This is a genomic window from Halopiger djelfimassiliensis, from assembly GCF_000455365.1.
Taxonomy (GTDB): Archaea; Halobacteriota; Halobacteria; order Halobacteriales; family Natrialbaceae; genus Halopiger_B; species Halopiger_B djelfimassiliensis.
Genome location: NZ_HG315686.1, coordinates 716,727 through 742,872 on the forward strand (window position 1 = coordinate 716,727; position 26,146 = coordinate 742,872).

Annotated in this window: 23 protein-coding genes and 1 pseudogene; 7 read left to right on the forward strand and 17 right to left on the reverse strand. The window is 65.6% G+C overall.

Annotation, left to right across the window (positions count from 1 at the left end):
• Positions 1–294, reverse strand: a pseudogene (locus TX80_RS19495) (hypothetical protein); the annotation flags it as partial.
• A 242-nt stretch (positions 295–536) separates the two neighbouring features.
• Here TX80_RS19495 and TX80_RS14445 point away from each other — a divergent pair.
• Positions 537–2,927, forward strand: coding sequence for an ATP-binding protein (locus TX80_RS14445; RefSeq protein ID WP_049923832.1), 2,391 nt, complete (start codon positions 537–539; stop codon positions 2,925–2,927).
• Positions 2,928–2,966: 39 nt separating this feature from the next.
• Here the strand turns inward: TX80_RS14445 and TX80_RS14450 are convergent, their stop codons facing one another.
• The 8 genes from TX80_RS14450 to TX80_RS14480 all read right to left on the reverse strand — a co-directional run bounded on the left by TX80_RS14450 (position 2,967) and on the right by TX80_RS14480 (position 8,893).
• Positions 2,967–3,626, reverse strand: coding sequence for a Pvc16 family protein (locus TX80_RS14450; protein WP_049923833.1), 660 nt, complete (start codon positions 3,624–3,626; stop codon positions 2,967–2,969).
• Between the two features lie 175 nt (positions 3,627–3,801).
• Positions 3,802–4,263, reverse strand: coding sequence for a phage tail protein (locus TX80_RS14455; protein ID WP_049923835.1), 462 nt, complete (start codon positions 4,261–4,263; stop codon positions 3,802–3,804).
• 32 nt (positions 4,264–4,295) lie between these two features.
• Positions 4,296–4,553 (reverse strand): DUF6760 family protein, encoded by a 258-nt coding sequence (locus TX80_RS14460; protein ID WP_049923837.1) that lies wholly within the window; start codon positions 4,551–4,553, stop codon positions 4,296–4,298.
• Complete coding sequence (locus TX80_RS14465; RefSeq protein ID WP_049923838.1) at positions 4,550–5,047, reverse strand: hypothetical protein; 498 nt, start codon at positions 5,045–5,047, stop codon at positions 4,550–4,552. Before TX80_RS14465 ends, TX80_RS14460 begins: the two co-directional genes overlap by 4 nt.
• A gap of 2 nt (positions 5,048–5,049) precedes the next feature.
• A complete protein-coding gene (locus TX80_RS19500) occupies positions 5,050–5,205 on the reverse strand; it encodes a hypothetical protein (RefSeq protein ID WP_195893087.1) in 156 nt (51 codons plus the stop codon).
• Complete coding sequence (locus TX80_RS14470) at positions 5,202–5,654, reverse strand: phage tail protein (RefSeq protein ID WP_049923840.1); 453 nt, start codon at positions 5,652–5,654, stop codon at positions 5,202–5,204. Before TX80_RS14470 ends, TX80_RS19500 begins: the two co-directional genes overlap by 4 nt.
• 76 nt (positions 5,655–5,730) lie before the next feature.
• Positions 5,731–7,452, reverse strand: coding sequence for a phage tail sheath family protein (locus tag TX80_RS14475; RefSeq protein ID WP_049923842.1), 1,722 nt, complete (start codon positions 7,450–7,452; stop codon positions 5,731–5,733).
• Between the two features lie 196 nt (positions 7,453–7,648).
• Complete coding sequence (locus TX80_RS14480; protein WP_049923844.1) at positions 7,649–8,893, reverse strand: hypothetical protein; 1,245 nt, start codon at positions 8,891–8,893, stop codon at positions 7,649–7,651.
• 254 nt (positions 8,894–9,147) lie between these two features.
• Between TX80_RS14480 and TX80_RS14485 the strand changes: the two genes are divergently transcribed.
• The gene (locus tag TX80_RS14485; RefSeq protein WP_049923846.1) at positions 9,148–10,155 is read left to right on the forward strand and encodes a hypothetical protein; all 1,008 of its coding nucleotides are present in this window, start codon (positions 9,148–9,150) and stop codon (positions 10,153–10,155) included.
• On the opposite strand, the gene TX80_RS14490 is transcribed toward TX80_RS14485, so the two are convergent.
• The 5 genes from TX80_RS14490 to TX80_RS14510 all read right to left on the reverse strand — a co-directional run bounded on the left by TX80_RS14490 (position 10,156) and on the right by TX80_RS14510 (position 14,862).
• On the reverse strand, positions 10,156–11,052 hold the full coding sequence (locus TX80_RS14490) for a cobalt-precorrin-4/precorrin-4 C(11)-methyltransferase (protein ID WP_049923847.1): 897 nt from the start codon (positions 11,050–11,052) through the stop codon (positions 10,156–10,158).
• Complete coding sequence (locus tag TX80_RS14495; RefSeq protein ID WP_049923848.1) at positions 11,049–11,846, reverse strand: cobalt-factor II C(20)-methyltransferase; 798 nt, start codon at positions 11,844–11,846, stop codon at positions 11,049–11,051. Before TX80_RS14495 ends, TX80_RS14490 begins: the two co-directional genes overlap by 4 nt.
• Entirely contained in the window at positions 11,843–12,469 is a 627-nt protein-coding gene (gene cbiT, locus TX80_RS14500) for a precorrin-6Y C5,15-methyltransferase (decarboxylating) subunit CbiT (RefSeq protein ID WP_049923849.1), read from the reverse strand. The genes TX80_RS14495 and cbiT overlap by 4 nt, the downstream gene beginning before the upstream one ends.
• Positions 12,470–12,573: 104 nt before the next feature.
• Positions 12,574–13,503: a glycosyltransferase gene (locus TX80_RS14505; protein ID WP_049923850.1), complete on the reverse strand. Its 930-nt coding sequence runs from the start codon at positions 13,501–13,503 to the stop codon at positions 12,574–12,576.
• 48 nt (positions 13,504–13,551) lie between these two features.
• Positions 13,552–14,862, reverse strand: coding sequence for a cobyrinic acid a,c-diamide synthase (locus TX80_RS14510; RefSeq protein ID WP_049923852.1), 1,311 nt, complete (start codon positions 14,860–14,862; stop codon positions 13,552–13,554).
• Between the two features lie 111 nt (positions 14,863–14,973).
• On the opposite strand from TX80_RS14510, the gene TX80_RS14515 reads away from it, so the two are divergent.
• From TX80_RS14515 to TX80_RS14520, 3 genes are all read left to right on the forward strand, one after another.
• Positions 14,974–15,531: a DUF1802 family protein gene (locus TX80_RS14515; protein WP_049923853.1), complete on the forward strand. Its 558-nt coding sequence runs from the start codon at positions 14,974–14,976 to the stop codon at positions 15,529–15,531.
• 56 nt (positions 15,532–15,587) lie between these two features.
• The gene (locus TX80_RS19505; protein WP_195893088.1) at positions 15,588–15,749 is read left to right on the forward strand and encodes a hypothetical protein; all 162 of its coding nucleotides are present in this window, start codon (positions 15,588–15,590) and stop codon (positions 15,747–15,749) included.
• 164 nt (positions 15,750–15,913) lie between these two features.
• Positions 15,914–16,594: a class I SAM-dependent methyltransferase gene (locus tag TX80_RS14520; RefSeq protein ID WP_049923855.1), complete on the forward strand. Its 681-nt coding sequence runs from the start codon at positions 15,914–15,916 to the stop codon at positions 16,592–16,594.
• A gap of 58 nt (positions 16,595–16,652) precedes the next feature.
• Here the strand turns inward: TX80_RS14520 and TX80_RS14525 are convergent, their stop codons facing one another.
• From TX80_RS14525 to cobN, 3 genes are read right to left on the reverse strand one after another with little or no spacing between them, the layout of a single operon-like run.
• Positions 16,653–17,447, reverse strand: coding sequence for a cobalt-precorrin-7 (C(5))-methyltransferase (locus TX80_RS14525; RefSeq protein WP_049923856.1), 795 nt, complete (start codon positions 17,445–17,447; stop codon positions 16,653–16,655).
• On the reverse strand, positions 17,444–18,193 hold the full coding sequence (locus TX80_RS14530; RefSeq protein WP_049923857.1) for a precorrin-8X methylmutase: 750 nt from the start codon (positions 18,191–18,193) through the stop codon (positions 17,444–17,446). Before TX80_RS14530 ends, TX80_RS14525 begins: the two co-directional genes overlap by 4 nt.
• Before the next feature lie 51 nt (positions 18,194–18,244).
• Complete coding sequence (cobN, locus tag TX80_RS14535; RefSeq protein WP_049923859.1) at positions 18,245–22,180, reverse strand: cobaltochelatase subunit CobN; 3,936 nt, start codon at positions 22,178–22,180, stop codon at positions 18,245–18,247.
• 34 nt (positions 22,181–22,214) lie between these two features.
• Between cobN and TX80_RS14540 the strand changes: the two genes are divergently transcribed.
• Both TX80_RS14540 and TX80_RS14545 read left to right on the forward strand, forming a co-directional pair.
• Entirely contained in the window at positions 22,215–24,386 is a 2,172-nt protein-coding gene (locus tag TX80_RS14540) for a VWA domain-containing protein (protein WP_049923860.1), read from the forward strand.
• Between the two features lie 125 nt (positions 24,387–24,511).
• Positions 24,512–26,125 carry a uracil-xanthine permease family protein gene (locus TX80_RS14545; RefSeq protein ID WP_049923861.1) on the forward strand — a complete coding sequence of 538 codons (1,614 nt, stop codon included), beginning with the start codon at positions 24,512–24,514 and terminating at the stop codon, positions 26,123–26,125.
• The last annotated feature ends 21 nt before the right edge of the window (positions 26,126–26,146 follow it).

Here is a 26,146-nt window from a genome sequence, read left to right on the forward strand (position 1 = left end):
TACCTCGAGGACGGTATCGGGGACCTGATCCTGTGTCGTGTCGGTGCCGGCGAGGGCGCGCTGGATCTGTTGCTCGCGTGGAGTTTGATAGCCGTGCACGTTGCCGGCCAGCGTATGTTCGGCGATGGGACCGGAAGGCGGCGTTGCGGTTTCGGCCGCAGCGCTCTCCCCGGGGATCGGCCCAGTGGTTGCAAGGGACGAGCTGTTCGGTTGCGACGAACGTCCCGACGTGTTCGCCTGTTGGGAGTCCGATTCCGACGATCGTTTCTTTCGCTTGCGTCGTTTTTTCGTCATCGCAACCCCTCCACCCGTTCTCCGGCCCGGGATCGATGATGTCCGTTCGACCGATTCATTTTCTCTTACTCTAGCTTGTCATAACATAATTGTTTCTCTCGAGCTACACGTACACGTTCTGTCCACACAATTACCCGGAACCCAGCGACCTCGGTGATGACCGTGATGCGGTAGCGACACTCGTATATCTTCCACCTCAGTGAATCGTTACGTTATTTTTGAAACCGAACTGATTCGAAGGTATGTACGATACCAACGGCGAACACCTCCAGGCCGAGTTCTCCCGCATCGATCGGGTTCTCGATCGGGCACTGGAGGATTCCCGGCCCTCGAACGAGAACGAGACGGGCGGCCAGGCCGTCGACCTCGAGACGGCCACTCGCGCATTCGCCGGTACCGATGACCGAGTTGCTTCCGACGACGAATCGTTCCGGACTGACCTCAGAACGCTCACCGAAGAAATCGACGGCGAGGTCGAAGACGCTCGCGAAGCCGGCATCGATCTCCGGCTGGATACCCTCGGACGGGCGTTCGACCTCTCGCGGTCCGACCTCGACGTACTGTTGTTCGTCCTCGCGCCGGAGATCGATCGGTCGATTACGGCGTCATACGGAACCATCTCCGGGCGGCATCAACCCGAATTCCCGACGATCGACGTCCTCGAAACGCTGCTCGGCTATCTCGAACCCGCCGACCGACGGACGAACGACCGGTCGCCGCTCTCGCCCTCGTCACCGCTTTTCGAATACGGCCTCCTCGAACGGTCTCGCGAGCCGTCCAAACCGCGAAGTTACGAGACGCTCACCGTTGACGAACGGATCGTCACCTATCTCAAGGGCGACGACGCTCTCGATCCCGCTCTCGCCGACGCCGTCGACATCGAGTCCCACGACCGCACGCTCGCCGATCTCGTCTTCGACGGGGACACCGCCGAAACGCTCGCAGCCGTCGAAGAACGCGCGACCACCGCAGACGCCCCGACGATCTTCTATCTCTCCGGCGAGGACGGCACGGGCAAGGACCGCCTGCCCGGCGCGCTCACCGACTCCGGCACGCCAATCCTGCGGGCCACCGCCGCCGACGTGCTCGCGGACGACGGCCGCACCACCCGTCTGCTCCGAGAAGCCGCCCTCCAAGGGGCCACCATCCACCTCGAGGATTTGCAGGCGGTCACCGGCCACGACGACGGCCCGACGATCGACGAAGACGATGGCGAGGTCGAGATCACGGCCGCCGTGGACCGGCCGAGCGTCGACGCCATCGTCGAACGCCTCGACGACGCCCCCGGCGACGTCTTCCTGAGCCACACCGAATCCTGGAAACCCGACGTCGACCTCGAACACCACCGCGTGGAAACCGCCCGCTGCCCGTTTCCCGACTACGAGACGCGCCTGGCGGTCTGGGAGGAGTACCGCGAGGAGTTCGCCGCGGAGTCCCTCGCCACGACCCTCGCGACGAACTTTCGGCTCCCACAGCGGGACATCCGCCGGGCGATCGAAACCGCCCGATACCTCCGTCGCACCGACGCGGACGCCGACGAACTGGTGCCGGCCGACCGCGACGAGAAGGCGGATATCGATCTCGACGACGACCTGTTTGCCCCCGTCGACGGCGCACTTACCCGCGAGCACTGCTACGAAGCGTGCAAGCGCTACTCGGCGAGTAACCTCGAAGCGCTCGCGGACCCCCTCGAGCCGGGTTACTCGTGGGAGGACATCTACCTCAACGCCAAAACGAAGACCCACCTCGAGGAACTCGCGGGACACCTCCAGTACCGCGGCCCGGTCACAAGCGAGTGGGGCTTTGGCGAACCAGGCGACCGCGGCGACGGCGTCGTCGCGCTGTTCTACGGCCAGCCCGGCACCGGGAAGACTATGGCCGCCGAGATTATCGCCAACGAAACCGGGCTTGACCTCTATCGCGTTGATCTCTCGCAGGTGCTCAACAAGTACGTCGGCGAGACCGAGAGTCGACTGGCCGCCCTCCTCGACGAGGCCGAACGCTCAAACGCGATCCTCCTGTTCGACGAGGCCGACGCCATCTTCGGTAAACGCGCCGAGGTCAAAGACGCGACCGACCGCTACGCGAACACCGAGATCAACTTCCTGCTCCAGCGCCTCGAGTCGTTCGACGGCATCGTCCTGTTGACGACGAACAAGGAGGCGGGGATCGACCCGGCGTTCAAACGCCGGATCGATCACGCGATCGAGTTCCGAAAGCCCCAAGAACGCATCCGTCGCGAGCTCTGGCGCGACGCGTTCCCCGACGACGCGACCGTCGACACCGACGATTTCGACTACGAGTTCCTCGGCCGGATCACCGCGACCCCCGCCGTCATCAGAAAGATCGCCAAATACGCCGCTTACATTGCGGCGACCGACGCTCACGACGGCCGCCCGCTCGAGGATGGGACGGCCGCCGGTCTCGAGGACGTCTCGATTACGTTCGATCACGTCGTTCTCGCGCTCCAGTACGCCCAGGAGGCCGGCGGTGGCGGCTTCGAGGTCGACTTCCGGGAGTACGAGGACAAACGGCGCAGCTACGAGAGCGGCGGGGTCGAGCGCGACTGGCGGGCGGAACTCAGACGCACGTACGGGAACGATGCCGCCGACACTGACGCCGACGAGGAGTGACTGGCGTCGGATCGAAAATCGGGAACCGGAGTGGTTCAGTCACGAACCCGAATCGCGTTCGTCCGTGTCCGACTTCTCGCCGTCTTCGTCGGTTCCGTCCGCCTCGGACTCGGGTCCTCTCGACACCTGCACGTCCCGCTCGCTGACTCGCTCGAACGGCGTCGACTGCGTCGAGGGGATCCGGACGGGACGGACCGCGTAGGTCGCGGACGGATGCAGCGGGAGTTCGGGAAAGGTGGTCCAGAGGTCGGTCAACTCCGTCGGGTCCCGTTGCTCGAGCGTGACGGTCAACCGTTGGTCACCCAGCGCGTCGGGGAGTTCCTCGGGCTCGATCGTTTCGGCGTCGTAGAGCGTCTGCATCGCCTGACCCAGTAGCTGGTGTTGGTCCAACACGCCATCCCTCCCGTCTTCGCCGCTTGGAAACGCCATCAACAGGTAGCGAAGCTCGAGCCCGAGAGGGGATTTTTCCTTCCGGTTCTCGGAGATCTGGGTCGTTTCGGTGTTGAGCGACCCGGACTTCGAGACGCCGAAGAGGTAGATCGTGAGCCGAACCCTCGATTCGTCGTCGACGGCCGTCGGCGGGACCGGCTGTATTTGCTCTTCGTTCAACATCTCATCGTCGTTGTCCCGAGCCAGTCGGAGTCGGAGCAGTTTCACCAGGAGGTTCGTCGTCTCTCGAATTGCAGTCGGTGCAGCCATTAGACGCCTCCCCCCGCGTGTCCGTCCGGAGTACCGATATCGAAACCGGTCGTAACCGCTCGATCGGTATCGCGGTCGGGGCCACCGCCAGTGCGATCCGTCAGTATCGTTTTCGTCCCGTAGTCAGGAAATCGAAACATCGTTACGTTCGGCATATCCTCGCGAGCCCGGGCGCTTACTCCGGAAGGCCGGACATCTTCGTGAACTGCTCGTAGGACAGTTCGATCGACTCGATCGCCATGCCCTGGTTGGTACTGACGAGATCGGGGCCACGCCACATCGTCGGGTAGGCGCGTTTGAACTCCCATCCCCAGCCGCTCTGGCCGTTGAAGCCGTCTCGCATCTTCACGACGACGTTCTTTCGCGTCACGTTTCCGCTCATGACCTCCTGGATCCACTCCCAGAAGGAGACGTCGTTCGTCATCCCGCGTTGCAACACGAGGTTCGCGTGGGCGAAGGTCCCGGGAAGCGTGTGAACGTGGTCGTTCACGCCGCCTTCTTGATACTGAACCGTCTCGAGTTGCATGGTAATCCCCGAGACTTCGGCGAATCCGGCGACGGATTCGCCGTCGACCTGTACCTCGAAGTTGTACTGGGTGTAGGGGTTGTCTTCGCCCGTGTACGGTGTTTCTGCCATTGTCGTCCTTTCTTACGTGGCGTCTACGGCCGTTAGAGGTCCTCCAGCGAGTTCTGGAGCACGATCCCGTCACCGTCGTCGTCGAGGAAGCTGCCGCCCTCACCACGATCGGGCTCGCGATCCGGGGCGGCAGCTTCGTTCATTCGTTCGTTGATCTCACTGATCTCCTCGCACCACCGCTGTCGTTCCCAGTGGGGGAGTTCGAGAACTTCCTCATGACTCCAGCCGAAGTGATAGGCGATGAACGCGACCTCCTCGAAGAGGGTGTCGGGATCGTATCGCTGCATCACTCGGCTCGATTTCCCGCTTCGGGTTCGACCTCCTCGATGTCGCCGTCGGTTTGGCTGTCGGTCGTCGGTTCGATCGTATCGAACGTCATCTCGGTAGCGTCCTCGCCGTCGGCCGGACGAAGGTGTGCCCCCGTTTCCGCGTCGACATCGAATACGGAACCACAGTCCGGACAGGTCGTCTCGACGGCGTTCCGACCGCGGTTGTTGACCCGCTCGTACATCGACTGGAGGTACTCGAGGTCCGTGACGAACAGATTCTGAATGACCTCCTCGTCTATCGTCTCGAGGGTCCCCAGTTCCGTGACGACGCGTGAGAGCAGTACGATCGTGAGGTACGACGAGTTCGATTGCACGCGTTGATTTTTCAGCGGCTGGATCTCGTCGGCTGCCGTCGCGAGACGCATTCGCCCCTCCTTGTGAAGCGTCCCTTCCTCGTCGACGTACCCTCGCGGAAGCGTGAACTCGAACTCGGTCTGAAGCGGTTGTCCGGTCATGACTACTGTGATCCGTTGTGTGCTGTCGTGATGTGTTCGACGAACGGCGTGGCAACACCCATGTGGAGACAGCCCTCTTCGTCGATCCGCCAGCCGTCACCGTACCGGTTTCGACCGACCGTGAACTCGGAGTCCGAGGACGTATCCGAGTGCGTCATACGTTCTTGCGTTCCATCTCTTCGAACTCGATCGTGTACGTTTCGACGGCGATCGCCTCCGAACTGCCGCTTGCCTGCGCGTTGAGCGTCGGCGGTTCGTACTTGCGGATCCACGCGTTCGTGAACTCGTATCGAAGTGCTGATTCGCCAGACTTGTTCTTTATGATGACTGCGATGTTCTTTCTCGCCTCGTCGTGGTTGCCCTGTGTGACGGCCTTTCGCCACTTATCGAGGTTTTCGTTGGCCTCTTCGGCCCCGCGGGCCAGTACTAGCGGCGAATATTTGACGTCGCCGAAAAGTTTCCGCGAGTGCTTCGGGTCAGCACCTTCGCGGTAGTCCTGCTGATCAGTTTCCTGGGTCGGAAGTTTGACCTCGAGGAAGCCGGGAATGTTTACGCCGTCGAGCTCGACGGCAAACTCCGTGCTCGGAAGTGGTCCGTGTTCTGGCATTGTTGGATCGTTATTTTTGTCGGAAATCGGTTATAGTTACTGTTGCTACGATATGAGCGACATTTCAGTCAGGACGTTAGGCTTCTTCCGTGTCCTGACTGATTCGGAAGATGACGAACTCGGCCGGTTTGACCGGTGCGATGCCGATCTCGACGATGAGGCGGCCGTTATCGATGTCGTCTTGTGTCATCGTTTCCTCACCACAGCGGACGTAGAACGCCTCGTCGGCTGTCGAGCCCTGCAGGCCGCCCTCGCGCCAGACGGTAGTCAGGAAGTTTTCGGCCGACTGCCGAATACGCGCCCAGAGGTCCTTGTCGTTGGGTTCGAAGACTGCCCACTGTGTCCCCTCGTCGATGGACTGTTCGATGAACAGGAACAGCCGTCGGACGTTGAGGTACTTCCATTCGGGATCGCTGGACGTGGTTCTGGCACCCCAGACGCGGATGCCGCGTCCCTGGAAGCTGCGGATACAGTTGATCCCCTTGGGGTTGAGGACGTCCTGTTCGCCTTTGGTGACCTCGTGTTGGAGGCCGACGATACCGCGAACGACCTCGTTCGCAGGTGCCTTGTGGACGCCGTGCTCGGCATCGCTTCGAGCGTAGATGCCGGCGATGTGCCCGCCCGGTGGGGAAAGTTTCTCACGGTTCGTGACGGGATCGAGGACGGTGAGCCACGGGTAATAGTACGCGGCGTACGTCGAATCGACGGGCGTTTCCATCTCCGAGACCGGGCCGGGGTTCTGGGGGGCCTGCAGGATCGCGAACCGCTCGCCCATGTTCTCACAGTGGGCGACGATCGCGTCCGTCAGACCGGTGACGTCGTTTTCATCGGGGGCACAGACGATCGAAATGTCGTCGAGCGCCTCGAAGCCGGCCAGGCCGGTTCGGAGGCCGGGCTTGTCGGTCCCTTCGTAGTCGCTCAGCGTGACTTCGCCTTCCGCGTCGGGCTTCTCCGGTTCTGCCGCAACGACCTCGACGTCGACCTCGCGCTCCCCGGAACGGATCTCCTTGAGATCCTCGATGAGGTCGTCTTTGGAGGGATTCCCTTCGGTCTCGAAGGGCTTCGCGAGCCCCCGAAGGTCACCGTAGTTCATCTCCTCGAGGTCTTCCGGGATGTGTACGACGGTCTTTTCGTCGGTCTCGACGACTCCGCCGTCCGAATACGCCGACGGACTGCCGCGGGTTAGCCACGTGAGCCCGTTGACGGGACGCCCGTCCTCGAGGTACTCGACGTCGACGAGCACCGAGTTGGTGACTTGCTTCTCGTAGAACTGACTCGACTGCGGATCGGTCGAAAGCCCGTCGAAGACCTCCTCGACGTCGGGAGCCGGGTCCGGTCGATCGGAGCCGGGCTGGCTCACTTCTTCGAGATCACACGACCAGTACCGGACGACCATATCGAACTGATCGGGGCGCTGGCCGTCACGGACGACGACGGCGACGGAGTTGCCCCACTCGCCCGGTCCGTTCGCTTCGACCTCGAGAACTTCGTTTTTGTTGTCGTCGACGAGCGTCGTCGTCGCAGTGTCTTCCGGGTCCGCTGCGGTGACGCGGCCGATGTAACAGCGGCTCCCGCCGTTTTTGAAGAACCCGTCGACGGCGACGTCGAGGTGCGAGTGTTTCGGACTCGACCCGTACAGCCGTTCGAATTCCGTGTAACTCGTGACGAGCCGCGGTTCCACTGGCCCGCGGTGTGTCTGGCCGAGGAATCCGGCCGTGCTGGTGCTGACTCCTTCGACGGACTTGCTGCCGCCGCTGACCTCTTCAACGTATACGCCTGGGGATTGGTATTCTGGCATTTATTTTTCCTCCCACTTATCGTGCTATGATATACGATTTTCAGATTGTTATAATATAAATCTTTTTGATCAATATACAATTCATCGATACCGTCATAATCGCCCGACAGATGGCCCGAGAAGCCGGTTCGTGTTTCGGTGTATGTAATCGAGCGTACGGAGAATGGAGAAGTGCCGTCAGTCTCGACGGTTCACTTCAGGCCTCGGGGACGACGTCGACGAGGACGTCAAGAGAGTCGGCAGCTTCACACACCTGATCGTGCGCGTCGACCAGTTCGAGCAGAGGTTCGTCGGACTCGATGGTCGACTGGAGTCGCGAAACCGACTTCAGGTACCGCTCGAGGCTTTCCTCTGTAACGACCTGTTCGAGGGGTTCGCCGAGTTGGATCAGTCGATCCATGAGCGTCGAGAGGTGACGGCGGTACGCCTCCTCTCGGTCGGGGGTCGCATCGAGCCCATCACGGGATACTTCGGCGATTTCGCGGGCGAGTCGGGCACCTTCGCCGGAGTACGGTTCGAGTCGTTCGCTCAACGTCTCGAAAAAGCGCACGCGATCTTTGATCGTCTTTCGGAGAACGTATTGGGCCAACATGTCACGCTCACGTTCCAGATTTTCGACCGTCCCTTCCATCGCGTCGAGCCGCCTGACGATTCCGTCCAGGTCGTCCGGCCGCTCCTTGTCCTGTTCCTGTACCGGCGTCCGGTGTGGGTTGTCGGTGTCGGCGAGGTGATGGACCAGCGCCGTAAACAACATATCGTGGTCGTATACGTAGGACTGGCCCGTGCCATCCGATGCCGGTTCCCAGGAGCCAGCCGGCGTTCGTTCGAACGCACCCAGATAGACGGCCGGATCTGCCCCGTCTGCCGTCCCGGATCGATGCCGCTCGTGGTATCGCTCGGCGATCGTTCTGGCGATGGTCCGCGGATCCGCGTCATCGAAATCGAGATCCGAGAGATCGAGATCCGGTATCGCCGTCGGGTCCGCCGGCGGCTCTTCGCGGTGGGTCAGTTCGAAGACTTCGACGTCGCGGCTCGGCACCGCCTCCTCGTCGATCGCCCCGTCGGTATCGGGGACCGGAACGGTTTCGACAGCGATCTCGCTGTACTGAATGAACAGGTGTAGTTCGTCGCCCGACGGAGCCGGCAACGTTTTCGTCGTCACTTGATCGACGACGATCGGGCGGCCACACTCATCGAGTGCGAGACCGGAATTTATGGTCACGTCGATGCCGTCTTCGGTCTCGGTGATGGATTGCACGTCGAGCCCGTACACGATACCCGCACCGTCGATGAACCGATTGAGCGTCTGCAGACGGTCGGCATGGTACGTCTGCTCGGCCTCCATGTCGCGAGGGGTCATTAACTTCCCCTTGAAAAACCGGTTCTTCTCGAACTGGGAGAGCCCCCTGCCGTCTCTGTTGTAGTCCGCGTCCCGAGTCATGGCAAATCGAGTACATATAGACACGGTCTCCCCTTCATATAAAATATTCGATGAACCCCGAGAGAAGAAAGGCGACGATAACCGCGTGACAGCGGACGCCGACGCACCGGGTAGCGACTCGAGTCCAGCGGATATAATTCGTCCGATACCCGTGAATTTTATCAGCGATCACTCTCGAGTAATGACACGCGACTCCGACGGACGAAAACCGAAGTGATCGTCCGTTTCAGCCCGTTCAACCATCCCGATCTACAATGAAAGCCACGATCCAGTCCGAAACCGAACGCGTCGTCGAACTCGCCGTAATCGATAACGGTGGAAACGAACACCGACTCGTCATCGAACGGGATGGAACGCAACGGAGCCACCGCTGTAACGCGTATTCGGATACTCCGGAGGAACGTACGCCGGTAGAACACGAACGGTACGCACACGCGTCACGGTTCGGGAAGTACTACGTGTTTCGGAAATTCGGGTACGACACGCTTTCTCCCTATGGATCCAGCGACAGAATCGCGTATCCGGAGCGGATCGCCGCGACCGCGCTCGTCGTCGGCGCGATGTCACTCGAGACGTTCGAATCCCAGTTCGAAGCCGTCCACCGCCAACAGACGGCCGTCGCCGATAACGGGGAGTACCCGGTCGAGCCGCCCGCAGGCGCACCGGATGCTACCTGTCAACTAATCGAACAGGACGTCTCCCTGACCGTCGACGACGGTCGGCTTCGGCCGCTTCTGGACGTGCTGATCGAACTCGAGGCACTCGGCGCGCTTCGACGATCGATGGACGAGCAGCCCGATCGGGATGATCGTGACCTCTTCGCCCGACTCGATGCGGCGCTCGGTCGATCACCTGCCCCGGAAGATCGGCGTCCGAGCGAACGACTGGATCGACCCGAATTCGTCGACGGCACGTCCTCGGTTCGGGTTCACTGGCAAACCGACGGGACGACGCGAGTCGAATACGGTGCGGGAACGGAAACCGACAGCACGCCCCTCGCCGCCCGTCTCCAACTGCCGGCTCCCGACGGCCCCGCCCCGTCGATCGCGGCGTTTCAGCGGCGTGTCGTCGATCACCTCCGGTGCCAGCTTCGGGACTGTTACGTCGGCATGGGGCTGGCTCCGCCGCGGGATCTCCGTGTTCGAGGCCCCGGTATCGCCTCGTTCACCGCCGAGTACGAGCGCGGCGGAATCTATCAACGGTATCACGACCCCGAGGCGATCATCGACTGGACGCGCCTTGCGCCCGTTCCACGGCTTTAGTTAGTCCGACGTACCCTCTCCCTCCGCACCTCGATTCGCCCAGTCGCCGTAGAGATAGGAGCGCTCGTAGCCCGCGCCGGTCACGGCGTCGCCGATGACGACCAGCGCCGAGGCGCGGTAGCCGGCCGCCTCGACCTGGTCGGCGATCGTCCCGATCGAGCCGACGATCACGTCCTCGTCCGGCCAGGAGGCGTGGTAGATCACCGCGACCGGCGTCTCGGGATCGTGGCCGTCCTCGAGTAACCGGTCCATCGTCTCACGGACGGCGTGGGTCCCGAGGTAGATACAGGTCGTCACGTCGCCCATTGCGACGAACTCGGAGATGTGGTCCTCCTCGGGGTCGAGGGTCTTGCCCTGCGGGCGGGTAAAGGCGACGTGGTTCGAGACCTCGTTGAGCGTCAGTTGCGTCCGCAGCGTCGCGCTGGCCGCGAACGCGGACGTGACGCCGGGCACGAAGTACGTCGGGACGCCCTCGTGTTCGAGCGCGTCCATCTGCTCGAGTGCCGCGCCGTAGATCGCGGGGTCGCCGCTGTGAAGGCGGACGACGGTCCGGCCGTCCTCGTAGGCGTCCCGCATCAGCGGGATCAATTCCTCGAGGTCCTTGCCGACGGAGTTGACGAGTTCGGCGTGGCCACAGTACGCCTCGAGGAGTTCGCTGTTGACGAGCGACCCCGCGTGGACCACGAGGTCGGCCTCCTCGAGCAGTTCCTTGCCGGCGACGGTCAACAGCCGTGGGTTACCGGGGCCGGCACCGACGAAGGGGATCCCCTCCTGTTCGTCGCCGGCGCTGTACTCGAAGACCCGCTCGTCGAGTTCCTCGCGGCGGCGCGTTCCCTGTGCATCGATTGCGTCCTGTGGCTCGCCGCCGTCGGCGGCGGGTTCGGCGTCGTCAGTCATTGGTGTCCTCCACAGTCGCCGCCCTCACAGCCCTCGGCACGGTCGAGTTCGGTCGTCCGCCCGCCGTCCGCGACGGGTTCGTCGCTTGTCGCGTTGCCGTCGTCCGAGTCGGTCTCGAAGGCGGCCGTCGCCGGCTCGGTCTCGAGCGACTCCTTCTCGGCGTAGGCGAGCGTGTAGTAGTCGCGCTCGGCGATTGTCGCGGGATCGTCCGTGACGATCGTCTCGCCCTGTTCCATGAACAGCCGGCGGCCGTAGGTGACCTCGTACCCGGCCTCGACCAGCCCCTCGTGGGTCGCCGGCGCGTCGGTGACTTTGAAGAGGATCATCCGGTCCGGTCCGGTAGGGCTTGCACCGTTTGCTGCCTCGCACAGCGAGAGACCGGCCCCGGCCTCGATCTCGACGCCCATCGCGGTCGCAAAGGCCGTGACGGCGCTGACGCCGGGAACGATCTCGAGATCCACGTCGGGATGGAAGGCGGCGATCGTCCGCCGCAGGTGACCGAACGTCGAGTAGACGTTCGGATCGCCGAGCGTGACGAAGGCGACATCGCCCTCGCGGGCTTTCGGGGCGACCTCCGCGGCGGCGTCCTTCCACGCCCGCCGCAGCTTCTCCTCGTCTTTCGTCATCGGGAAATCGAGGTCGCCGATCTTCGATTCGTCGACGTGCTCGAGCGCGACCGTCCGGGACAGCCGCCCGGGCGAGTAGACCACGTCGGCCGACTCGAGAACGCCCTTCCCGCGTACCGTCACGAGGTCCGCCTCGCCGGGACCGAGCCCGACGCCGTAGAGGGTCACCGCTCGACACCCCCGGTCCGCGTCGGGCCGCCGTCGGCGGCGACCGTTTCCCCGTCCCCGCCGTCGTTCGCATCCGGCGTTGCGCTCCCGACCAGCATGTAGACCGGATTGTCCGAATCGAAACTCGTCGCGCCGGCGAGTTCGTAGCCGTGGCTCACCTGAAACTGGACGACCTCCTCGAGAAGCCCGCGTTCGCGGAAGGCCTCGGTCGCCTTGCCGGCGACCTCGAGCCGCGAGACGTTCATCACGATCCGATCGATTTCGGTCTCGACGGCGTGATCGAGGACGGCCTCGAAGTTCCGGCTGCCGCCGAGAAAGAGCGCATCGGCGTCGTCCGGCAGCCCCTCGGGCGCTTCCGCGTTCCGAAGCTCGACAGCCGCCCGGATCGAGTCCTCGTTGGCCGCGAGGTTCTTCTCGGTCGTCTCGAGCCGCTCGGCCTTTCGCTCGATGGCAGTTACCCGACCCGCTCGCTGGGCGGCCTCGATCGTGACGGCCCCGGTACAGGAGCCGACCTCCGCGAAGTGGTCGTCCGCGGAGAGCGCGAGCTTCGATCGGACGACGGCCCGGACCTCCGACTTGGTCGGCCCGGCCTTCGCGTCGTGTGGCAGCGCGATGGGTGGCATCACCGGGTGGAACAGCGGCCGCCCCTAAAACAATTTTGTTTGGGGTAGGACAACTGGGGTTGCCTAGCGGGTCAGGATCGAACGCGTCGCTCTCGGAGTCGTCGCTACTCGGACTCGACGGTCACGTCGAACTTGTCGTGCCAGCGATAGCGCCGCCCGCCCCAGACGAACGAGCGCCGAACCAGTCCGTACAGCAAAAGCGGTATCGCCGCCAACACCGCCGGGTACGCCGCGAGGAACGTCCACCGGCGAATGCCGAACGCGGCGTACACGCCGGCCATGGCCACCGTCACCAGCGCCAACGCAGGGATCGGGAACAGCACGCATCCGAGAGCGAGCACCGCCCCGACGACGACCTGCGCGACGAACGCCGTCGGGTCGTGTCGACGGACGATCTGTGTAAACCGGACCTGGTTCTCGAGCGTCTCGCGAACCGAACCCCCGATCTCGACGCTTCGTGTCCGTTTGACGGCTGTGACGTCGGTGTATTCCATGAGAAGGCCGTCGTCGCTCACCGTCCGGCGAAGGTCCTCGAGAAACGCCGCTTCGTCGATATCGTCGCGTTCGAAAACGACGGAGCCGCCCCACGGAACCCCCGCGAAGTAAACGGCGAGCGTCCCGCTGACGACGTGTGTCGGTTCGAGCACCATTGCGAGCGGATCCTGACCGGCGAAGACCGGCACCTCGGTGGTCGGCCCACGTCGGTCGTAGTCGGTCCGGAGGCCCTCGAGCCAGTCCGGCGGATGGTGAAAGTCGTCGTCGGTCCAGACGAGTCGATCGTGTTCGGCCGCCTCCATCCCGGCGGCGATCGCGTTCGCCTTGCCGGAACACCCCTCGGGTTCGCCCGCGACCACCAGCCTGACGTTGTCGGAATGGTCGTCGATGCGATCGGCGACCGGCTCGAGCGCCGTATCACAGACCACGAGGAGTTCGTCCGCCGGACGGAGTTGGTCGGCGATCTCCTCGCAGGCGTCGTTCCATCCCGTCGTCGGCAGGATGACGCTGATCGGCGTTGTATCTACCACAGCTATCATATCGTGTGGGCACAAGTAAACGACAAGGTACGAGGGGCGATCGTCCAGTCAGGGGGATATTGCTTCGAGGAACCGATCGAACGCCCCGCTTTCCGGATGGACGTGGACGTAGGTTCCAAGCGATTCGTACGCGGTGAGGCCGTCGTGGTCGCCGTCGATCCCGTCGCCCCGAACGGTTTCGAACGCAAAGCGGGCATCGTCGTCGACGTCGGCGCTCGAGTAGTGGAACTCGTGGCCGCGAATCGTCCGGCCGGCGTCAGCGGTCAGCGTGTCGTCGGTCACCTTGAGTTCGACGTGATCGAGCGCCTGATACCGATCGTGCATCGTCACGTCCGCCGGCAGGATTCCGGCCATCTCGCTCGTCTCCCCCTCGGCGGTCGTCAGCGAGCGGCTCATCGCCATCAGGCCGCCACACTCCCCGAGGACCGGGAGTCCTTCGCTTGCGAGTCGCCCGAGTTCCCCGAGGGTGTCGGACGACCCGAGTTTCGGGGCGTGGAGTTCGGGATAGCCGCCGGGGAGGTAGACGCCGTCACAGTCCGGCACCGGATCGCCAGCGACCGGCGAGAACGTCACGACAGTGGCGCGCTCGCGGAACCGCTCGATCGTCGCCGGGTATCGAAAACAGAACGCGGCGTCGCTGGCGACGGCGACGGTGGCGTCGACCGCTTCGGCTACCCCGACGGCATCGTCGGGCGCTGGCGGCTCCCGTGCCACGTCGGCCAGCCGTTCAACTTCGAGCGACCCGGCGGCTTCCCGCAGCGCGTCCCTCGGCAGCGTCGTCTCCTCGCCCATCTCGAGGCCGAGATGCCGATCCGGAATTTCGAGGTCGCCGTTCGGCGGGATCCGGCCGAAATACTCGAGATCGTCGGGCAAAGCGTCGCGGATGCCCTCCTCGTGGCGGCCGCCGTGGGCACGCTGGGCGACGATCCCGGCGACCTCGATATCGCGGCCGACCGCGTCGGCGTACTCCCGAAACCCGAGGGCCGTCGCGGCGACGCTTTCCATCCCCGCCTTCGCGTCGACGACGAGGACGACCGGAAGATCGAGGGCTTCGGCGACCATCGCCGTGCTCGAGCCGTCGCCGTCGTACAGCCCCATCACGCCCTCGACGACGCAGAGATCGCCCTCGCCGCGATGGTAGTTTCGCCGGAGGCCGTCCTCGCCCTCCAGCCAGAGATCGAGGGTGCGTGACGGGCGACCGGCGATCGCTGCGTGGTGGCTCGGATCGATGAAGTCCGGCCCCGCCTTGGCCGGCTGGACCTCGTAGCCGGCGTCCTCGAGCGCCTGAACGATGGCGAGCGTCGCGACCGTCTTGCCGACGCCGGAGCTGACGCCGCCGAGGACGAATCCGTTCGTCATTGTCCGTGCGTTCGCATACCCGAACTTGAATCCGTCGGTGATCCGATCGAGCGCCTCCCCGAAGGACCGAAACCGAATTGGAGATCGTTCGCGTTCAGTGGAGTGAAAGCAATGAGCGACGCGACGACAGCCGAGGCGATTCCGGCGCTGAAAGAACGGGCCGGCGTCGTCAACGCCCTGATCGACGGCACACAGACCGTCCTCGTTCGCCATCCGACGCTCGACCCGGGAACGATAGACGGGCGTTTCGTCCTCTATCCGGCATACAGCCATCAGGACCCGTCCCGGTATCAGTCCCGGTACGAGGACTACTACCATCGTTCGAACGCCAAACCGGACGCCGGCGTCCCGGTTCGGGCCGTCGCCGACGTCCGCGAGGAGTACACCGTCTCGAGTGCCGACCTCGAGTCGCTGGCACGCCACTACGTCTACACGCCAGACGGCCTGCGCGACAAGTACGACCCCGACGACGAACTGCGGGTCCTGTTGCTCCGTGTCGCCGCCCTCGAATCGCCCCGACTCATCGCGGAACGGGCCAGCTACCGCGGGTGTCGCGCCTGGATCGATCTCGAGGAAGCCGTGGATATCGACCGCGGATCGGCGACGCCGGTGCTCGACGACGCGACCTTCGCCGAACGGCGGGCGGCGATCCGGGCCGCGCTCGAGTGATCGAGCTTACCGACGAACTTAACCGCTCGAGTCGGTTATAACCGTTCCCTCGAACCATGGACGACGAACTCGACACCGAACGGCATCTTCGGGAGGCGCTGGGGCACCTGAGCGCGGCACGCCGGAACGGGGACCTCAGGAAGACAAACGCCGTCGCGCTCGAGGAAGTCGAAAACACCGTCTCGTCGGTGCTCAGGGAGTACGAACGGGACGGGTAACGACCCATCCGACGGCGCGACTCGGGAGGCTTTTTCATCGAGGGAACGAACGGGCGACCGATCACGAACATGCAAGCGATGTCGGACTCGAGTCGGCACGCGTCGACGAGTCGCCACTGTTCGCTCGACCGTTGTTTTACCATCCGGGCGGGGAGTGAACGACCGTGACAGCGCCCAGTACGGACGACGAGGCGGTCAAGGAGGTCGTCCAGCAGTACTGGGACGGGCGGGCGGATTCGTACGACGGGGACAGCGCCCACGGCATTCGCAGCGAGGAGCAACGCGACGCGTGGCTGTCGGTTCTCCGCGAGTGGACCGGCGAGCCGCCGCGACGGGTTCTCGACGTCGGCTGTGGGACGGGCGTCGTCTCGCTGCTGTTGGCCGCCATCGGCCACGAGGTGACGGGGATCGATCTGTCCGACGGCATGCTCGACCGCGCCCGGCAGAAGGCCCGGGAGACGAACGGCACGGTCGAGTTCCGAACCGGGGACGCGGAATCGATCCCGGACCCGGCGAACACGTACGATCTGGTGACGGCGCGACACCTCGTCTGGACGCTGCCGAACCCCTCGGCCGCGATCCGAGACTGGACCCGCGTCGTCCGCCCGGAGGGTCGCATCGTCCTGATCGAAGGCCACTGGGACTTCTCGGAACCGTTCGACGGCTACCGGGAGATCCACGACGACCTGCCGCTGTATCAGGGCCGCCCGCCCGAGGAGTTAGCAGGCGTTCTCAGGCAGGCGGGACTCGAGGACGTCGAGTACGAGCCGCTGATGGATGCGGTGTTGTGGGGCGAGCAGCCGGACTACGAGCAGTACGTTATCGCCGGCGACGTTGCCGAGTGAATCGCGGGAGAGCCGTCGGTGTCACCTTCGGCGGACCGTTCGCGGATCGAGCCGCCGATTACGATACTGAGCGTCGAACCGCGAGCACGACCAGATCCGAAAACGGCGTCTCGTCCCGTCCGGTCCCGCCGGCGTGCTCGGCCAACTCGGCCAGCGTGAACCGATGGATCGCCTCGTCCTCGTGGGTCAGTTTCTCACAGACGAGCGCCTCGAGCGCCGGCTCGGCTCCCCGCTCGAGCAGAAACGCCGCGATGTCGCCGGGCATCCGGTCGTAGGGCCGCGGCAGCACGAGCAGATGCCGTTCGTCGGCCGTGACGGCCGTCGCGAGGCGGTCCATGTCGCCCTCGATGTCGCCGCTTTTGTGCAGCGTGACGAACTCGGTATCCTCCATCGGGGTCCGGGCGCGGCTGGCGGCGAGCTGGAGCGAGGAGATGCCCGGAACGATCCGTACCGGACGATCCGCGCCCTCGCGTTCGACCGCGTCCTGTACTTTCCCGACGAACTGGTAGCCCGAGTGGTTGGGGTCGCCCATCGCGACCGCGGTCCCGGATTCGCCGGCGGCGACGCGTTCGCCGAACGCCTCGAGCGCGTCGGCCTCGTCCTTGTAGCCACAGGTCAGCAAATCGGCGTCGGTCAGGTCCGCGACGAAGTCGACGACCGTGGTGAAGCCGACGACCACGTCGGCCTCGCGGATTGCGCGCTCGCCGCGGGGCGTGAGATACTCTCGGTTTCCGGGGCCGATGCCGACGACGTAGACCGGGTCGTCAGCCGCGTCGTCGATGGCGGGTTCTGTAGCGTCCGCGGCGAACGTCGCCGGATCCGGTCCCGCGTCGAGGTCGTACTCGCCGCTCATCGGTTCCGGCCGTCCGCGGCCCGCGTCTCGGCGTCGAGCTCGAGGTCGATTTCGTCGGTCCGGACGTCCTTCGCGACGTGGATCAGTTCGTTCGTCAGCGCGGCGGCGAGGCCGCTGCCGCCCCGGCGGCCGACGTGGGTGATCGCCGGCACACCGAACTCCTCGCTGACCTCGCGGATCCGCTTGCGGCTCTCCTCGGCCTTGACGAAGCCGACCGGGTTCGCGACGACGACCGCCGGCCGGGTCCCCTGCTCGATGCAGTCCGCAAGCGCCAGCGCGGCCGTCGGCGCGTTCCCGATCGTGACGACCGCCTCATCGAAGGCGTCCTCCTTGTCGAGTTCGAGCATCGCCGCGGCGGTTCGGGTCATCCCGGTCTCGGCGGCGAGGTCCTTGCCACGACCGATGGCCTTCGAGACCGCACAGTCGTGGCCCCGGCCCGTGACGCCGGCTTTCACCATCGTGATGTCGGTGAAGATGTCGGCCTCGTCGAGCACGGCCCGCGCGCCGGCACGGACCGGCGCATCCTCGTCGTCGCCGATTTCGTCGGTTCCAGTAAACCGGATCAGCTGTTGGAACTCGATGTCGCCCATCGAGTGGACCGATTTCTGGCGGATCCGGTCGGCCAGCGTCTCGTCGGGCACGAACTGCCTGACGATGTCCATGCTCGTCTCGGCGATATCCATCGCGTTCCGCGTCGTCGCTCCGAGATCGGCGTACTCCTCGTCGTAGTCCTGACTGTCGCTCATCGTGTCTCACTCTCCGTGCCGCCCGTATCGATCGTCGGCCGAACCGGTTCGCTAATCATCGGTCGATACCTCCGTCCCGACGGCCTCGTTCGTCGTCCGGGCCTCGAGATCGCCCTCGACTTCGAGGTTCAGATCCCGCAGGCGGTCGGCCGTCTCGTCGTCGGCATCCCAGAGGTCCCGGTCGATCGCCTCGAGCAAGGTGTCCGTGATGGACTCGAGCGCCCACGGGTTGACGTCGCGCAGCCAGTCCTGACGGTCCTCGTCGAAGGCGTACTTTTCGGCGACTTCCTCCCAGAGCGTATCCGAAACGACGCCCGTGGTGGCGTCCCAGCCAAGCGTCACGTCGACGGTCGTCGAGAGGTCGCCGGCTCCCTTGTAGCCGTGGTCCTCCATGGACTCGAGCCAGTCGGGGTTCAGCACGCGGGCACGCATCGCCTTGCGGACCTTCTCCTCGTTCGTGTAGACCGAGACGTTGTCGGGGTCCGAGGAGTCGCCGACGTAAGACGCGGGCTCCTCACCCGAAATTTCCGATACCGCGGAGATGAACCCGCCGTGGAAGGCGTACCAGTCCGAGGAGTCGAACTCGTCCTGTTCCATCGTGTCCTCGACCTTCACGGTGGCGTCGACGCTCGAGAGCCGTCGTTCGAACGCGTCGTGTGCGTCGGAGACGCGGCCGCGCGATCCCATGGCGTAGCCGCCCCACTGGACGTAGACCGAGGCGAGATCGGAGCGGTCGTCCCAGTTGCCCTCGTCGACGGCCTTGTTCGTTCCAGCGCCGTAGCCGCCGGGTCTGGTCGTGAAGACGCGGTGTTTGGCGGCCTTGCGGGCGTCGGACTCGTCGAGCCCCTCGTCGGCCTGCAGTTCCTCGGCGTCCTCTTCGACGTGCTTCTTGACGTAGTTCATCTCGTGGGGTTCGTCGAGGTCGACGACCGCGTCGACGGCGTCGTGGATGACGCCCGCCGCGGCCGGGAAGGCGTCGCGGAACAGCCCCGAAACGCGCGTGGTCACGTCGATTCGGGGTCTGTCGAGTTCCTCGAGCGGGATCGGCTCGACGTCGTCGATGCGGCCGGCGTCGGTCCACTGGGGTTCGACGCCCATCATGGCAAGCACCTGCGCGATGGTTTCGCCGCGAGTGCGGACCGTCGGGGTGCCCCACGCGACCACGCCGATCTCCTCGGGATACTCGCCGTTTTCGGCGTGGTGGCGCTCGAGGACGCCCGCAGCGACCTCACGGCCGACCTGCCACGCGGGTTTTGCGGGCACCTTCCGCGGATCGAGCGTGTAGAAATTGCGGGCCGTCGGCAGCAGGTCGACGCCGCCGCGGGTCGGCGCGCCCGACCCCCCGGGCGGGACGTACTCGCCGGAGAGGGCGTCAGCGGTTCTGGGAATCTCGTCTTCGGCACCCTGCACGCGGGGCTGGGCCTCCTCGCAGATGTAGGCCAGCACCTCCCGCAGGTCGTCGTGAGCGCCCGATTTCGCTCGCGCGTCGCCGATCGTCTCGAGATCGACGACGAGCAGGTTCATGTTGACCTCGTCGTCCGGTCCCGCTTCGCGCTCCGATTCCGGGACGTCGAAGCCGTGCTCCGCGAGGGTTTCCACGAGGTCGATGCTCGTCTCGTGGACCACGTCGGCGGCCTCGGCGTAGGTCATGCCCAGCGCCTCGTCGTACTCGCCGGGCGCGTCGAGCATCGTCTCGTAGTCGACCCCGAGCACGCCGGCGACGCTCTCGCGCAGGCTCGGCGCGCCGGGGTTCTCGAGGCGTGTGAGGGCAACGAGGTACTCGACGAGTCGATCGTCGGCCGGCGGCTCGGACATCGTGTGAAGTCCCAGCCGAATCTGGGTCGTCTTGACGTCGGTGAGGTACTCGTGAATCCGCTCGACGAGTTCGTCGATGTCGACCTCGTCGCCGTCGACCTCGCCTTCGGCGAGGGTCGAGCCGGCCTCGTCGGGGCCGCGGACGTCGGCCTTCTCGTCGATGGTGCCCGCGACGCCCAACTCGACCGCGAGATCCATCTCGTCGACCGTCTCGCGGATGAGCGTCTCGAGACCCTCGCCGTCGTCGGCGCGGGCGTCCTCCATTCCGGCCTCGCGGTACTGGTTGGCCAGTTCCTCGAGTTCCGAGAGTTCGTCGTAGGTGCCGGCCGACCGCATGACCGGCGTGAGGTAGTCGACGATGGCGGCGTAGGACCGGCGCTTGGCCTGCGTCCCCTCGCCGGGGTTGTTCACGATGTAGGGGTAGACGTTCGGGATGTCGTCGACCAACTGGTCGGGGGCGCTCTTGCCGTCGAGCCCGACGGTCTTGCCGGGGAGCCACTCGAGGCTGCCGTGGGTGCCGAGGTGGACCACGGCGTCAGCCTCGAACGTGTTCCGGAGCCAGCCGTAGAAGGCGTAGTAGTCGTGTGGCGGCTGCAGATCCGAATCGTGGTAGACTTTCGAGGGGTCCATCCCGAATCCGCGCGGGGGCTGGACGGTGACGAGCACGTTGCCGAACTCGATGCCCGGAATGGCGAAGGGCCGGTCGGGAACGTCGCCCCACTCCTCGATGACGTTCTCCCGGAACCCGTCGTCGGCCTCGGCGAACCACTCGGCGTAGGTATCGGCGGAGACGACATCGACGGAGCGGTCACGGACGTCCTCTGGCGCGACCCACCGGTCCTCGAGGGTCAGTTGTGAGGTGAGCGTCTCGACGAGCGACTGCCCGTCGTCGGGGGTCGCGCCGCCGAGGTCGTACCCGCGCTCGTCGAGTTCCTCGAGCAGGTTCACGGTCGATTCGGGGCTGTCGAGACCGAACGCGGTGCCGATCCCGTCGTCGCTGGGCGGGTAGTTGTGGAGGACGACGGCGATCCGTTTGTCCTCGTTCGGGGTGTGTCGCAGTTCGGCCCAGTTGACCGCAAGCCGGGCCGCGTGATCGATGCGGTCATCGATCGGGAAGTGGTGTTTCGGCGCGGAGCCGATGTCGGCTTCGTCGTCGGTGCGCTCCTTGCCCGAGATGGGGTGGGTGATGACGTTGCCGTCGAACTCCGGCAGCGCCACGGACAGGGCGAGTTCGAAGCCCATCACGCCCGTGTCACTGGACCGGTAGCGCGACCGCGAACGCATCGTCGTGATCGTCTGGAGAACGGGGACGCCAAGCCGGTCGAGGAAGACGTCCTCCGCGGACTGGCCCTCGTCGCTTGCACTGCGTCCGCGCTCGTCCATCGACAGCGAGAACATAAAGGAAGAGAGCACGGCGTCGACGATCGGCTCGCCGTCGGCGGTGTCACCGCCCTCTCGAGGCGTCGCCGACGCCTCGCCCTCGATGAGCCAGTTGTCGGTGACCCACTCGGCGTCCTCCTGCTCGTCGGTATCGGTCGCCGGATTACAGAAAATCGGGAGGGCGTTCGCGCCCTGCTTCTCGAGTGCACGGACCTGTGCATCCACGTATCGAGTGTTCTCGTGTGTCCAGTGGGACTCGTAGAACCAGATCGCGACCGTCGGCCGCTCGGGATCGTGCGTTTCGAGCAGTTCCTCGTACTCGATCCCCGGATAGTCGGGATGGTAGACGCCCTCCGTGGGCAGTTCGGTGGGTTCGTCGTACTCGAGGTCCCGGCCCTCGTACTCCGCAGCCAGAAACCGACACAGGTTGGCGACGTTGATCGTCCCGCCCTTCTCCAGGTACTCGTACGCGAGGTCGCGGTGGTCGTCCGCGACGGTCGTATCCTCGAAGGCGAAGGCGTCGCCGGTCGACTTGACGATCAGCGGGACGCCGGCCTCCTCGAGCGCCCCCGTCGCGTAGTCGTAGCCCGGCATGCTGTCTTCGGCACCGTGCAGCCAGAAGACGGCTGCGGCGGCGTCGGTCAGTTCCTCGACGAACCCGTCGATCGCGGCCTCGTCCTCGAGGTCGCTCTCCGATCGAACGACCAACTCGACGCCCTCGAGCCGCTCGGCCGCCCGCCCGATCGATCCGAGCTCGTTCTCCGTCGCGGTATAGATGCCGATCCGTGTCATCGTACTTTTAAACCTCTGTTGCAGTAAGGCAAGTATGGTTGCAGAGTCCGGAGACAAAAAGCTGTCGTCACTTCCTTTTCCCGCGATCGTCGGCCAAGACGAACTCAAGCGCGTGCTACTCGCTGTCGCGGCGAACGACGACCTCGACGGCGCGTTGATCGTCGGCGAGAAGGGAACCGCGAAGTCGACTGCCGTCCGTGGACTGGTTGACCTGCTGCCCGACCAGCGGGCCGTCGCGGACTGTCCGTACGGCTGTGCGCCAGACGATCCCCGGCTCCAGTGTGACGACTGTCGCGACCGCGAGGACCCGCCGGTCGAGACGCGGCCGGTCCCGCTCGTAACGCTCCCGCTCGGGGCGACCCGCGACCGGGTCGTCGGGACGCTCTCCGTCGAGGACGCCCTCGACGGGACGGCCGACTTCGATCCCGGGCTGTTGGCGCGGGCCCACCGGGGCGTCCTCTACGTCGACGAGGTCAACCTGCTCGAGGACCACCTCGTCGACGTGCTGCTCGACGCCGCGGCAAGCGGCGTAAATACGGTCGAACGCGACGGAATCAGCGTCACCCACCCCGCCGAGTTCACGCTCATCGGAACGATGAATCCCGAGGAGGGCGACCTGCGGCCCCAGCTTCGGGATCGGTTCGCCCTGCAGGCCACCGTCGAAGGCTGCCGCGAGATCGATGACCGCGTCGAGATCATCGATCGGGCGCTCGAGCACGGCGACGACCCGGATCCGGACGCCTACGCCGACGAGGTCGCGACGCTGCGCGAGGAGCTCGCCGCGGCCCGCGAGATCCTGCCGGGTGTCACCCTCCCGACCGAGTTCAAAGCGGAGATCGCCGAGCTCTGTCTCGAGGCCGGCGTGGACGGCCACCGCGGCGACGTCGCCACGGCCCGGACCGCCATGACACTGGCCGCGCTCGAGGGCCGCGCGACGGTCATCGAGTCCGACGTGGCCGAAGCCGCGTCGTACACGCTGCCCCACCGCCTCCGGAGCACGCCCTTCGAAGACGAACCCGACCTCGAAGAGCTGCTCGAGGACCGGTTCGACGAGGCGTCGGCGGAAGACACTGAGGACGGGGACGGCAAGGAGGAGGGAAACGACGATCCCGGCGCGGGAAACGCGGACGGCGACGAGGCTGACGGCGAGACGACCGAACCCGATGGCCACGGCGATGACGACGACCGTCACGATCCGGAACCGGGAGACGGCGACGATCCCGACGGCACGGACGACGACTCCGAACGCCGCCCGGACGACGCCGACGAACCGGGCGGCGGCGATCCAGCGCCCGCCGAGGCCGGCGGGGACGAAAGCGGTCCCGGGACGGACGACTCGGAGTCCGGTTCGTCCGGCGACGACGGCGACGAGGAGGCCCAGCCGCTGATTCCCGGGCAGCGACGCGGCGAGATCGCCGACGCCGGCGCGGCCCGAGCACCCGACCTCGAGACCCCGGATGCCGAGGACCGGGCCGCGACCGAGTCGGGTGGATCGCGGGCGAAGACGACGCCGAGCGCCGACAACCGCGGGGCTCGCGTCCGGACGGAGCCGGCCGCGGACGACGGGCCGATCGACGCCGCGGCGTCGGTCCGCTCGGCCGCCGCGCGGGGCGAGTCACGCGTCGAGAAGCAGGACCTCCGTCGGGCAGTTCGTACCGGCGAGACGTCGGTGACGATCGTCTTCGCGGTCGACGCCAGCGCCTCGATGCGGCCCGCGATGCGGACGGCGAAGGGGGTCGTCCTCGAACTCCTGCGCGACAGCTACCAGCGGCGCGATCGGGTCGCCTTCGTCGCCTTCGCGGGCGAGGACGCCGAGGTGCTGTTGCCCCCGACCGACAGCGTCTCGCTTGCCGCCCGCCACCTCAAGGAACTCCCCTCGGGCGACCGGACGCCGCTGCCCGCGGGACTGGAGACCGCCCGGAACGTCGTCGACCGCGCCGACACGGATGCGGCCGTCGTCGTCCTCGTGACCGACGGCCGGGCGAACGTGGCTGACGGCAGCCCGACCGCGGCGACCCGCCGGGCGGCCCGCGGACTCGCGAGTACCGAGACGACGGTACTCGTCGTCGATGCCGGCGACGACTCCCACGCCGGCCTCTCCGACGTGGTCGCAACCGAGGCGGCGGGCGAACTGGTCGACCTCGACTCGCTGTCGCTCGAGACGGTCCGTTCGGCGGCCGATCGGGCCGCCTCCGACGGCGGCTAACTGCCCGAGCGTCGAGCGACCGGTTCGTTCACCGCTGCCCGAGTTAATTTAGCTCGCTGGTGAGGGAACAGCCGGGGCCGGATCAACATCCATTTGACTGCCCTCGCTCGTTATCCGACGAGTCTATGACCGCAGCGGGGGACGAACCGACGGAACGGAACGGCACCGGGGGGCGCGACCGGGACGGCAGCGACGACGTCGCGTACGGAATCGACGATCGGCCGCCGATGAGTGAGTCGGTCGTGCTCGGGATTCAGCACTACCTGACGATGGTCGGCGCGAACATCGCGGTGCCGCTGATTCTGGCAGAGGCGATGGGAATGCCGCCCGGGATCAGGGCCCGATTTATCGGGACCTTCTTCGTCGTCTCGGGAATCGCAACGCTGGCCCAGACGACCTTCGGGAACCGCTATCCCATCGTGCAGGGCGCGCCGTTCTCGATGCTCGCTCCGGCGCTTGCGATCATCACCGTCGTGACCGCGGGCGGCGTACAGGGACAACCCGACTGGCAGGCGGCGCTGGTCCAGTTGCAGGGGGCGATCATCGTCGCCGCAACCGTACAGGTGCTGCTCGGCTACTTCGGACTGGTCGGGAAACTCAAACGATTCCTTTCGCCGGTCGTCATCGCGCCGACGATCACCCTGATCGGGCTGGCGCTGTTCGACGCCCCACAGATCACCGGCACGGACCAGAGCTGGTGGCTGCTCGGGTTGACGCTCGGGCTCATCCTGCTGTTCTCGCAGTATCTCGACGTCAAACACAGGGCGTTTCGGCTCTATCCGGTGATCCTCGCGGTCGGCATCGCCTGGGTACTCGCCGCGACGCTGTCGGCCACGGGACTGCTCGCGGACGGCCATCCGGGATACGTGGCGCTCGGCGACGTCGCCGATACCCGGCCGCTGTTGCCGATTTACCCGCTGCAGTGGGGCACGCCCGAGGTGACGACGGCGTTCGTCGTCGGCATGTTCGCGGGCGTTCTCGCCTCGATCGTCGAGAGCATCGGCGACTACTACGCGGTCGCCAACATCACCGGCTCCGCGGCCCCAAGCGAGAAGCGGATCAACCACGGCATCGGCATGGAGGGGCTGATGAACGTCTTTTCGGGACTGATGGGGACCGGCGGGTCGACCTCCTACTCCGAGAACATCGGCGCGATCGGGCTGACCGGCGTCGCCTCCCGGTACGTCGTCCAGATCGGGGCCGTCGTCATGCTCGTGGTCGGGTTCGTCGGCTACTTCGGCCAACTGATCGCGACCATCCCTGCTCCGATCGTCGGCGGTCTCTTTATCGCCATGTTCGCCCAGATCGTCGCCGTCGGCATCTCGAATCTCAGGCACGTCGACCTCGAGTCCTCGAGAAACGTCTTCATCGTCGGCTTTGCTCTGTTCGTCGGCCTCGCGATCCCACAGTACATGGGCAACTTCGAGACGACGCTTGCGTTCCGGCAGGCGGTCGGTCTCGAGGCCGCGGTCGCGTTCCTCGAGACGGAACTCCTCGCCGCCGTCCCCGCGACGGGGTGGGTCGAACCGCTGGCACAGATCGTCGTCGACACGGTGTTTATCATCGGTTCGACGGGGATGGCCGTCGGCGGTCTCGCCGCGCTGATCCTCGACAACACGATTCCCGGGACCCGGCGGGAACGCGGCCTCGCCCAGTGGGATCGACTGACCGAAGACGACTCCGAGTTCCGGACGTTCTGGGAGCGGTGGGTCGGGACCGACGCCGGTCAGGAGCGTTGACGCGACGCCGGTCCCGTCCAC